Annotated in this window: 10 protein-coding genes and 1 pseudogene; 9 read left to right on the top strand and 2 right to left on the bottom strand. The window is 41.7% G+C overall.

Annotation, left to right across the window (positions count from 1 at the left end):
• Window positions 1-188 (bottom strand): annotated as a pseudogene (locus Q0C15_RS06840) (APC family permease); the annotation flags it as partial.
• A 224-nt stretch (window positions 189-412) separates the two neighbouring features.
• Window positions 413-961, bottom strand: coding sequence for a D-sedoheptulose 7-phosphate isomerase (locus tag Q0C15_RS06835; protein WP_297217623.1), 549 nt, complete (start codon window positions 959-961; stop codon window positions 413-415).
• Between the two features lie 104 nt (window positions 962-1,065).
• Here Q0C15_RS06835 and Q0C15_RS06830 point away from each other — a divergent pair, with 104 nt between their 5' ends.
• The 9 genes from Q0C15_RS06830 to Q0C15_RS06790 all read left to right on the top strand — a co-directional run.
• Window positions 1,066-1,866 carry a hypothetical protein gene (locus Q0C15_RS06830; protein ID WP_297217622.1) on the top strand — a complete coding sequence of 267 codons (801 nt, stop codon included), beginning with the start codon at window positions 1,066-1,068 and terminating at the stop codon, window positions 1,864-1,866.
• Window positions 1,835-2,686, top strand: a complete 852-nt coding sequence (locus tag Q0C15_RS06825; RefSeq protein ID WP_367181988.1) for an ABC transporter permease — start codon at window positions 1,835-1,837, stop codon at window positions 2,684-2,686. The genes Q0C15_RS06830 and Q0C15_RS06825 overlap by 32 nt, the downstream gene beginning before the upstream one ends.
• Window positions 2,683-3,576: an ABC transporter ATP-binding protein gene (locus Q0C15_RS06820; protein ID WP_297217618.1), complete on the top strand. Its 894-nt coding sequence runs from the start codon at window positions 2,683-2,685 to the stop codon at window positions 3,574-3,576. The genes Q0C15_RS06825 and Q0C15_RS06820 overlap by 4 nt, the downstream gene beginning before the upstream one ends.
• A gap of 351 nt (window positions 3,577-3,927) precedes the next feature.
• The gene (locus Q0C15_RS06815; RefSeq protein ID WP_367181987.1) at window positions 3,928-4,842 is read left to right on the top strand and encodes a 2-hydroxyacid dehydrogenase; all 915 of its coding nucleotides are present in this window, start codon (window positions 3,928-3,930) and stop codon (window positions 4,840-4,842) included.
• Window positions 4,843-5,763, top strand: a complete 921-nt coding sequence (locus Q0C15_RS06810; protein WP_297217614.1) for a hypothetical protein — start codon at window positions 4,843-4,845, stop codon at window positions 5,761-5,763.
• Between the two features lie 104 nt (window positions 5,764-5,867).
• Complete coding sequence (locus Q0C15_RS06805) at window positions 5,868-6,806, top strand: GtrA family protein (protein ID WP_297217612.1); 939 nt, start codon at window positions 5,868-5,870, stop codon at window positions 6,804-6,806.
• A gap of 88 nt (window positions 6,807-6,894) precedes the next feature.
• Window positions 6,895-7,854, top strand: coding sequence for a zinc metalloprotease HtpX (gene htpX / locus Q0C15_RS06800; RefSeq protein ID WP_297217610.1), 960 nt, complete (start codon window positions 6,895-6,897; stop codon window positions 7,852-7,854).
• Between the two features lie 337 nt (window positions 7,855-8,191).
• The gene (locus tag Q0C15_RS06795; protein WP_297217608.1) at window positions 8,192-10,261 is read left to right on the top strand and encodes a glycosyltransferase family 87 protein; all 2,070 of its coding nucleotides are present in this window, start codon (window positions 8,192-8,194) and stop codon (window positions 10,259-10,261) included.
• On the top strand, window positions 10,254-11,248 hold a 995-nt coding region (locus Q0C15_RS06790; protein WP_297217606.1), incomplete at its 3' end, for a hypothetical protein. The genes Q0C15_RS06795 and Q0C15_RS06790, both read left to right, overlap by 8 nt.

Here is an 11,248-nt window from a genome sequence, read left to right as displayed (position 1 = left end):
AGCGCATATATCACAAGCGACAGAAGAAGGATCAGCGGTATGGCATAAGCGCCTTCCTGATGAGTAACAAAAGTCTCAGTTATTAGGGCAGCAGTTCCAGCGATATAAAGAACGATAGTACCGGCAGGGGCATTCAATGCTACGGCCTGAGATATCGCGTGTCTCAAGCCCAGCTGGTTGACTACCAAATGCTTAAACTTACTCGAACCTGTTTCCACTTTTGAAGTTATTACTCTGTAATATTTAATTTTCTCTCTTAGAAAACCGTCAGACCGGCTGTTCCAGTATGACTAAGTCAGACAAAGCTGGATAAAAAGAGGCCATGCAAAAAAATGGTATATTTTTCCAGAAAATTTGTGGTTAATTTTCCTATGATATGGATCTCCACCTTGCTGGGCCAATAAAGAAGTCATTAAAAATGTTCATCGATCATGCTGCAGATCATATGGATTGCAGTTATATGGGCTTCCTGTATTATGGATGTCATGTTGGAGTCCACATATAGAGTTTCATCAGCGATATCCTTAATCTGTCCGCCGGTCTTTCCGGTAAAGCCGATCGTATGACACCCAAGCTTTTTGGCGGATTTTAACCCCTCTATAACGTTCTTGGAATTACCTGAAGTGCTTATTCCTATCACCACGTCTCCAGGTTTAGCCAACGCTTCAACCTGCCTCGAAAATACCACATCATATGAGTAATCGTTAGATATAGCGGTGATCGAAGAGGTGTTAGTTGTCAATGCCATAGCGGGCAGAGGCTTTCTCTCCTTCATGAAGTGACCCGTCAGTTCTGCGACAAAGTGTTGGGCATCTGCTGCGGATCCTCCGTTTCCGAAAACGATTAACTTGTTGCCAGCCATGAATGCATCGTATATCTTCTGAGCTATTCCCGTAATCCGGGCGACGTCAAGATTTAACCTCACTCTCGCACCTTCATTCAAGTACTCTTTTGCGTCCATGCAGGATTATGTGCTGACCTGCATATATCATTTCTGATCTTGGCGCGTCAAATAGTATCAGGCTATAGGTAAAAGACTTATATATCATTTCATGATGAGTAAATGTGAACGTATTTCTGAAACGCCTTTTGATAATAGCGATTGCCCTTGCGGTAATAGCACCGGCCATATATTATGCGATTACGCTTAACAATGCGAATCAGAGGCAATCAGATCCACTTTATTATGCGCCATCTGACACCAATGTCCTTGGTTATGTTAACTATAACGGAACTCATTTCTATGTTTATGCCAATAACAGGAGCTATGGCCTTATATTTGATACTTCATCTTTATCCAACGTAAATTTCAGCAGAATCTCTTCGTTGATGCATGGAAATGGAATGAACGGTTCTACTTTTAATTCCAGTTCAAACTTTACATCTAAGACGAACATAAGCCTCTACGCTGACTATAAGGATTACAGTATATACGTTATCAGAAACTTGAGCTTCGCATTCATTGGATTGTCCATTACAAATCAGACTCTTTATCTCTATGAAAGTAACGGCTTCATCGTGCTGGGGAACCTCAATGGCATCTATGAATCCATCAACGCAACACTGAGCAGCAGGAATGCGATTGGATATTCCGGTTACTTGAACAGCAGTGCAAATGTATCGATGGCCGTATTCAACGTTGGAAATAAAATCGTGAAATCTGTATATTTCAACCTAACAGGAAATAATCTAACCGGAAGCATAAGATTCCTGAATTATACCTATGAGTCGTACTTCCTTTCAGCGATTTCGAATATGAAAGGGGCTAAGATAATAAGCGTACATGACTTCAATGTAAAATTCAAACTGGACATTAGAAGTTTGATTTCAGCCTATGATCTCATGGGTGTCCTCAATGCCCAATAAATTTTCTGTTGCTTTTTCCTATTATTTCAAAAATTATTATCGCTCCAAAAGCTTTTACCTGATGCTAGCGCTGATCATTATAATCAGCGGAATAATGTCGTATTTTTCATTCCGCTATCAGAGCAAGATTAACACTTTTCTTGACAGATTTGACAGCACCACGATCACCACAAGTTTGAAATCCAGAGCATTGGACTATATCTGGTCTTTTGTGCTGGTTGATATTCCAGTGTATGCAGCTGTCTTCTTTGGATCTCCCTCCATATCAAGTGAGATAGAAGACAGGACGGCATTTCATATTTTTTCGCTGCCTGTAGGACGAATGACTATTCTATCAGCTAAATACGCTGCTGCCTATGCAGCCACCGTGTTGATCTCGTTGATATATATCATATTAGAAGCTATAATAACCATAAGGATCTACGGAACCATAGACATGAGTTCGTATCTCCTATCGTTGATGCTTACCCTTATATTCATCGCTTCTGTCCTTGCCTTCACTTTCTTCATAAGCAGCATATTCAACAGAAACATCTACGCATACATAACGGTTCTAATCATCTATTTTCTTGTCTTCAATGCAGTTGACGTGATAACCAGCCTGCTTTACAGCACCACATCGCCTTTTCTTCTCAACAATGCAGCCAACATAATAATGGAAGTCTTCGTCAACATCAATCTTTTTACCTTCTCTCCAACAATATCGCTTTCTCCGGCTAGTGCATCGAAGATATTCTTAGCGGTCGCTGTGATGATAATATATCTTGTAGCATCCCTTGCGGCGGCAACTGTACTTTTTGAAAACAAGGAGGCTAAATGATGAATATAGCGGTGAATAAAGTATCAAAGCGATATGGAGATATTCAGGCCCTCACCGATATATCGTTTGAAGTGGAGGGAAACGGGTGCCTTGTACTCCTTGGACCTAACGGCGCAGGAAAGACCACCCTTATGAAGATAATGACCAACATAATAAGACCAACGAGTGGAGAGGTGAGGATCAACGGTATCAACGTCAGAGAAGATCCAGGCAGAGCTCTCGCATCCGTTGGGTCGCTGATAGAGCAGCCTGAATTCTATCCATACATAACTGGTTATGAAGCGTTGATGTTCACATGCATGATAAAGGGATTATCGCAAGAAAGATGCATTTCAGAGGTGAACAGAGTATCTGGCCTCACTCACTGCAGAGATTATCTGAACCGAAAGACAAAGGAATATTCGCGCGGGATGAAACAGCGGGTTGGATTGGCAGCTGCCCTCATAGGTAACCCAGACATCATAATATTGGATGAGCCTACATTCGGCCTTGACCCAAACGGGATGATGGAGATAAGGGAGATAATTTTGAATTTGAAGAATGTTAAATTGATCGTGCTAAGCACCCACCTCATATATGAAGCAGAATTGCTGGCTGATCATATAGGTATAATCGATCATGGCCATCTCATACACTTCGGGCCTGTAGAGAAAGATCGATATCTGGAAGTTAGAGGCAGAATCCGCGGAACAGATCTGAAGCTGAACGGTGTGGACATAATAAACAGAGATGAAAACAGGATCATACTGAGAAAAAATAGTGATATAGAAAATTGGGAAATAATAAAGGCTCTGGAATCCTCAGGATCCTCAATAGAAACTTTCGATTATTACAGCGTGATTGAGGATCTCTATAGAAATAGCGTCTCTCATTCTGATGCAGAATCCTAGACACTTACATCAGTCTTCCAACGGATCGAATCTTCCAGCTTAATGCGCTTACCTTTTCTTCCACAGACATATTCTTTGAAAGCCAGATATAGCTGTATTAGCAGCCGTGTATTCGAGCATCAGCAATCATAACATCATAATCCTTGCAAAATTTTTCCTGGATTTTTCATATGCGGAAATCCATGCATCTCATCGTCGAAGATCGTGTCTTACAGCTTTCTACGGACTCCTGGCATTTCCTTAATTGATATCCGGCGAAATAATATAGTGAGCGGTATATATTTATGTGCAGACATGAGAAAAAAGCCATGAGACATACATAAACCTTATTTCCTGATTCTTGTTATTGTCATGATGGATGTTTATATCAATTTCCCAGCTGATACCCATGTCCGGGAAATAGCTGAGAGCATACTCCAGGATTTTGATTTACACTGGTTTCCGGATTATTTTGATGCCGAAGTGCAGATCATAAAAGATCGATATATGCTGGGAAATAGAACAAAAATGATACAGACAATCAGCGCGGGAGTTGATCACATAGATGTTGCCGGTATTCCTAATAAAATCATACTGTGCAGCAATGCCGGTGCCTATTCAATATCGGTTGCAGAGCATACCTTTGCTCTGATACTCGCGCATGCAAAGAACATAATAGAAAATGATTCACTTATGAAATCTGGAACGTTCAAGCAGTCACCAACTACCCTTCTATATGGAAAAACTTTGGGTATAGTGGGTTATGGAGGGATAGGAAGAAGGGTGGCGGAGATAGCGAAGGCCTTTGGCATGAAGATTGTTGCTTATACCAGATCGGGTGCTGATGATAATGTAGATAGGCTGACGGATGATGTGGCTGAACTGTTCGCATCCTCTGATATGATCGTCTTATCGATCCCGCTCACTGATAAAACCAGAGGCATGATAAATTACAAGATCCTTCAAAAAACCAAGAAAAATGCGTTTATTGTGAATGTCGCACGGGCCGACATAGTCCTTAAGTCCGATATGCTGAGATTCCTGAAAGAAACTCCAGACAGATGGTATCTGTCCGATGTCTGGTGGGATGAACCAAATATCAAGGATGCCGATCTTCAAAATTTGATACTCTCCCCTCATGTGGCAGGAGGTATGTCTGGGGAAATCATGGATCTTGCATTCCGTCTGGCGTTCGAAAACGTAAAGAATTTCTTTGATGGGCATCCAAAAAATGTGGTAAAGAAGGAAGAATATAAGATGAAAAGCGAGAGATTCCTGGGGATATAAATGATGAGGAGAACTGTTTATGCTGTCAGGCTTGATACGGTGAGGTATGAGAGAAAACTCAGCCTAATAGCCACCGTTGACAGCATAGTGTCTTCTCACGGAATAATTAACAGCATGATCGATATAGCTGAAGAAACCGGTTATCCTTATGAGATATTGATATCAACCAGGGCCCCTGATGATGAGAACTACTATTACGATGAGATACGCGTCATATCAAAGAACACAAGGAAAAGAAGCGATGGGTTGGCTAGAGCGATCAAATTGGCAACAGGAAATTACACTTTTGTATTCGATCCATCTATAAGTTATTCCCTGACTTATGCAGATCTCATATATGGATACATAAATATAGGAACCAGCGAAATACTGTTATCCAACATCATGGGATTTCAGACTGAAGCTGTAAAGAACGTTGGGAACTGGAGACCGCTGATATGTGGCGAAGATATCGATCTAATGGCCAGAGCGTTTGATTCCTACGGTGTAATTGCCTATCCACTGGGTAGTCTGACAACTCTTGACATAGGGCAGATGATCTACGACAAAAGCCGGAGCATGATTGAAAGGATAGTGGCGATGCGGGATCTGACTATAGCCGCAAATCTGAAATATAACGATATTTCTGAGATGGCCAATTCCATGAATATGGATTTTACCACCTATGAGAGCTTAATAACTGGGAAACTGCTTTCTTACATATCAAGAACGAGACCATATGAAAAAAATATGAACAACTACATCTTTGTCATGAACAGGATAATAGAATCATACATATCCCAGGACTATAGGAGGATAGATACCGTAACTGAAATGCCGAGAATAGAGATCTCCTCGAGCGCCAGAAAATACCTTTCGTCGGTGAGCGACCTGTGGACAATGCAGGATTTTGACAATAAATATCCGCGTGAGAGTGTTTAGATTTATTCGACATTTCACGTATATATCGTCTGACTTAATATAGATGAAGTTTAATCATATACCAGAAAAGTTTAAAAGCTGAAATACCGATAAGGCATATCACCATGGAATTTCAGCAAGCAATCAATGCCGTAGAACAGCAGGTCTCGTTACGCGATTTTCTGTCAGACAAGACATTGGTGATCATAACCCATGACGAGGATGCACCAAAAAATCTACCCCCATTCGGCGAAATTAAAGTATATACTGTAGAGGCTATAGAAAAAGACCGGAAAAAATTTGCCCAAACTCTTGATGACAACACCTTCTATATGATATGCGATGGTGGGTATGCTTCAAAAGACATAATCTCAAATCTTTACGACATCGACAGGTACGATATCATACTCGAAAAAAGAAGACTTGGGTTGCTTTTGAAAATATTCAAACATGTCTTGGCTGAAAATAATGTGATGGCCGAAACGTCTCTTGATGTCATTTTCATGAATTCTGCTGTTATGGATTATATCTTATCAAGACATTATAAGATCTCCAGAGAAGTCCTCTTAAGAATAATTGCAGCCAACAGGTTCAGAGTAAAATATGTGGAAACAAATGTATGGCAGAACCTTAAAAATTTCGTATATATAGGGATCTATGAGCTTATCCACAGCTCTCTGCCCAAGTATCTGGTTGTTGGAACGACTGGTATCCTAATCAATGAATTCATGCTCAAGATGCTATCATATCGTTTGCCGTTGACGTTTGCAGATGCACTTGCCATCGAAAGCAGCATAACTTCTAATTTTCTCATGAACGAGTACTGGACGTTCAACAATCGCGAGGTATCGAAGGGCGTGAAGGGCTTCTTCAGAAGGATGGGGTTCCACAACCTCACATCTTTAATAGGCCTAGGAATAAATCTTGGTATATTTACAGCACTCGTAGACACTGGAATGGAGATGCTCGCCGCAAATCTCATCGGTATAGCTGTAGCATTTCTGTCAAGATACATCATGTCTTCGAGACTTGTATGGCATGCTCCCAGCAAGGCCAGTAACTGATGACGCATCTCCAAGAATATCAAACGGATTTCATTTCCTCTCGTATCTTTTTCTTTATTCTTAAATCCCAGATTTCGATTCAGGAAATATGTCCCTGATGTCGATCCGGATCAAACTGGGCAGCCTTGCCGTTGGCGTTGCCATATTCGCCATAGGATTCGGCATAATCTATGGTATAATGTATTATATTGGCTTCAACATTGGTGTTCTGGCACTCCTCATTATCCTAGCGCCGATATTCATAATAATGGATATATTGCAGTGGTTGTTCGGTCCATACATGATCGGCGCGGTGTACAGAACACACAAGATAACGCCGGATGAACCTGAATACACTATGCTGAATTCAATAGTCAGCGAGGTGGCTAGAGGCAATAAAATCAAGACACCCGATATATACATAGCTGAAGTAGATATTCCGAATGCATTTGCCTATGGTTCGCCAATAGCCGGCAGACGAATCGCAGTGACAAGAGGACTTCTCCGGATCCTCGATCCTGAAGAAATAAAGGCTGTGATCGGACATGAGATGGGACATCTCAGGCACAGAGATGTCGAGATGCTATTGGCAGTTGGACTTATCCCAACGCTAATATTCTATTTCGGATACTCTTTGCTATTCTCAGATGGCAGAGGAAGAAATGCAGGCGGCATATTATTGCTTGCCATAGTTGCAATCGTGGCTAGTTTCCTCTTCAGATTCCTGATACTTGCATTCAACAGGATGCGCGAGAGTTATGCTGATATAAACTCCGCCCTCACAGTAGATGGTGGTGCAGATAAGCTGCAGACGGCGCTTGCAAAAATTGTTTCAGCAACTGGTCATACGGGACATTCCTTCAGGCGGAGACGAAAGAATACCTCCAGCAATCTCACAGAGATGCTCTTCTTCAGCAACCCTGACGTTTCTGAAGCAGAGGATTACAGAAAGTTGCTTGAGGAATGGAAGACAGCTAAAGTTTCTCTATTCTCGGATTTCTTCTCAGATCATCCTCATCCAGCCAAAAGGATACAGAGACTGGAAAGGATGAAAGACAGAGAAAGGTGAACTATTCCTATGCTAAAGCTTCGGATCTTCCTTTCAGCGAAGGGGCATCTGCCTTTCCGGACATCCGTACAAGCCCGAAGTAGCGATCTTAACAGGCGTATATTCGGATCTCAGCGATTTTACTAAAGTATCATCTATTTGATTATAATGGAGGATTCAAAAAAATATGTAAAGACAATTTATAGATCTTTCCACTGAGGGGAGTCCGTGTATCTCATGTCCGAAAAGGAGTTTTACTGCTTCCCCAAACCCTTAACCTTTCTATAAAAATGGTCAATCGCATATCCAATTTTGAGTGGTGCTAAAAATCTAATATATGATTTATTATCCCTACAGCATGCTGGCAGAGCGGTCATGGAATCTGGCCCTTTCCTTAACTCTGATAGTTTATGCCTATATGGCATGGCTATCGGTCGGTTACTACGATCTCTCTGCGCTCGTCATGTCATGGATTCTGATAATCATATCTTCACTTCTTGCTATAAATTCTGCCACAAGATTCAATCCAAGGATCAGAACTGCTCTCATTTATTCTGCCCTGTTTGTATCTATGCTTTTGCTTATCTCGATCTCCCTAAGATACGTGGCCAGCTATTATCTTGAGGATGAAATTCTGATCCAGACAAATGCAGCCTATCTCTTCCTTCACGGTGAAGACCCGTATCTGAAAATAAACATGCTGAAGCTTTTCTCAACAAGCCAGGTACCGCTTTTCAATACTCCAACGCTTGATGGTGGATATGTTTATTTTCTCATTTATCCTGGCCTGTCGGTCCTTCTGTTTGTCCCTGCCTTATTATTTCATTTCAATCCATCATATGTGATAATAATTTTCAATTTTATATCAATAATCCTGCTTGTATACTATTACAGAAAGAACAATCTCAAACTGCAGACACCACTTATAATAACATATATAATGGTCTCCGCCTTCTACATTGGATTCACGATCGCTGGCGTATCATCCATAATATGGGTAACATTGCTGGCCCTTGCATACGTATTCAGAGAAAAGCCATATATATCCGGCATCTTTCTTGGATTGTCTGTTGCCTACAAACAGGATCCGGTCATAGTTGTTCCCTTCTTTCTCTATTTCATTCTTAAGGAATACGGCGGCATACATGAGGCAAAATTCATATTGGCCTCAGCTGCGTCCTTCCTTGCTGTTAATCTTCCCTTCATAATAATGAATCCTGGCGCATGGCTGATCTCCATATTGAGCGTCGCTAACCAGAATATAATAGGCGTTGGATCTGGACCATCAATACTGGCCTTCGCCGGATACTATCCCATAGATCCTCTGTATTTCTCGGTCCTGGTCATGGCCATGGAAATTTTCCTTTTCTTTGTCTACGTTAGGTATTACAATGCATTGAAATACGCATTCTTTGCGTTTCCCATACTTGTGATGCTCTTCAACTTCAGGGTTTTAATAAGTTATCTTATGTACTGGCCATTTTTGATAATGCTCATCCTGCCTGACATAAAGATCAGTGAGAATATGATTAGACCTCTGCATATCAACAGGGCTCACTTCCTCGCATTTTCTATCGTCCTTATAATCATAACCGGTGGCTTTGCCATACCCATCCATTCTCAAAATGGCGACATAAAGATCGCTTCAATAAATGCCTATTACGATAATATCTCCATACCGAATGTCATAGATGAGATGAACATATCCATGGTCTATGAACCAGGAAATGGATATCCTACAACGATACCCATATACTTCCGCATCCTAACAGATTCTGGTTTACAGAACTACAACATAAATGGGCTTCTATGGCATACAAACCTGTACTTACACCCTGGAACGAACAATCTCACCATATATCCGGATAACTATTTCGGACTGCTACCATCCAACACCTCTTTTGTGATCATCGCATATTATGGCCATATGCAGACCGCGTACAGAAGCAATGGTCTCTATGCTGTACCGAAGTATCCAATACCAAACCCCATGCTGATGTATCCGGAATACTCTTCATCTGAACCCTTCCCAGGATGGCATGCCACGAAAGGCGAAGGTAAACTTGTTTATTTGGCCAGCGGATTCACCTTTAACTCTACAGAATGGTTTAATTTGACCTCAGAGCAGTTTCAGGTATCATCCGATCTTGAAAATTTAACATTGCAGTACAACATCAGCGGATACGGTATCTATGGATATACAATATCATTCGGAAACTTCAACTATACCGTCTCATCGGAATATTTTTCCTTCAATTCCAATTACACCCATCTCATCGTGAACAATAGGATGCATGCGATCAGTTTCTCGAACGCAACCAGATTTGCAATGGAGTACAAATGGCCGATGCAGAGCGCGGAACTTTCCTTTTTCATCGGCCCTGATTCTGGGGTGACGGTGAAGTATGAAGGTGCGGAATATGAATGATGACGATCTGTGGTCAACCGTGAGACGCATAGAATATCTTGGCTTCACAGTGATAGCGTATATGATCGCATACTATCTCTGGACCGTCTATGGCTATTTGGATCTCTACATCGATCTGCTTCAGTGGACACTATCCATAGCTGGAATATTCGTTGCGATATACGCGCTCACAGGCCATTCCATGAAGATATCACGTAGAACCGTTTACATACTTCTTGCTGGCAACAGTGCGCTCATACTCACGATCATCGTAAGATTCGGATTTTTTGATATCACATTTGATCCGGTGATACTCTTCCTTGCATTCGTGGACTATTATCTTGTGCATGATATGGTGACTGAAAAACATGGAAATCCAAGGAAATTTGCCTACGTATTTGCCATCGTGACTGTATCTCTCTTATCCGTCATAGCGGCCGCGATGTACTCCAACTATACCGCTGCCACGATTGCAGTTGTTCTAATTGCGATGAGCATACTGTCATACTTCAGGTTTTCTGCCCTAATTTATATGGCCATCGTCGGTTCGGTCATATTCCTCGCGCTCTCGATCCTACCGCTATATCCTAGGTTTGGAACTGACGAACTGGCTCTGGACTACTATGCAGCGTTGATGATACTGCATGGAATGAATCCATATTCCGCGCATGTTATGAGCGGAGCATTCAAATTTCTGCATTTTCCGCTGTACATGACCACCCCTATGGCCACAGGCGGCTATGTCGAAAACTTTTCTTATCCAGTGCTGGCAGCCGTGATGTTCATGCCGTCGGTGATCATGCACTTCCCTCCGACGCTCGTCATCCTCTCATTCACCATTACTATATATCTGATGATGGCTATCTATTTTTTCAGAAGAAAGATGGTAGTATCCTCCGTTCTCTCCATTACCATACTTGCGGTGAACATAAATCTCATCAATTTTGCGGATGGATCAGTCCCAGACGCCGCCTGGGCGGCATTTCTCACTGCTTCGTTTATGCTTAT

Origin of the sequence: Thermoplasma sp. (assembly GCF_023256435.1) — an archaeon.
Classification (GTDB): domain Archaea; phylum Thermoplasmatota; class Thermoplasmata; order Thermoplasmatales; family Thermoplasmataceae; genus Thermoplasma.
Note: the sequence above shows the minus strand (reverse complement) of the source record. Positions and strands in the feature narration are given on the sequence as shown.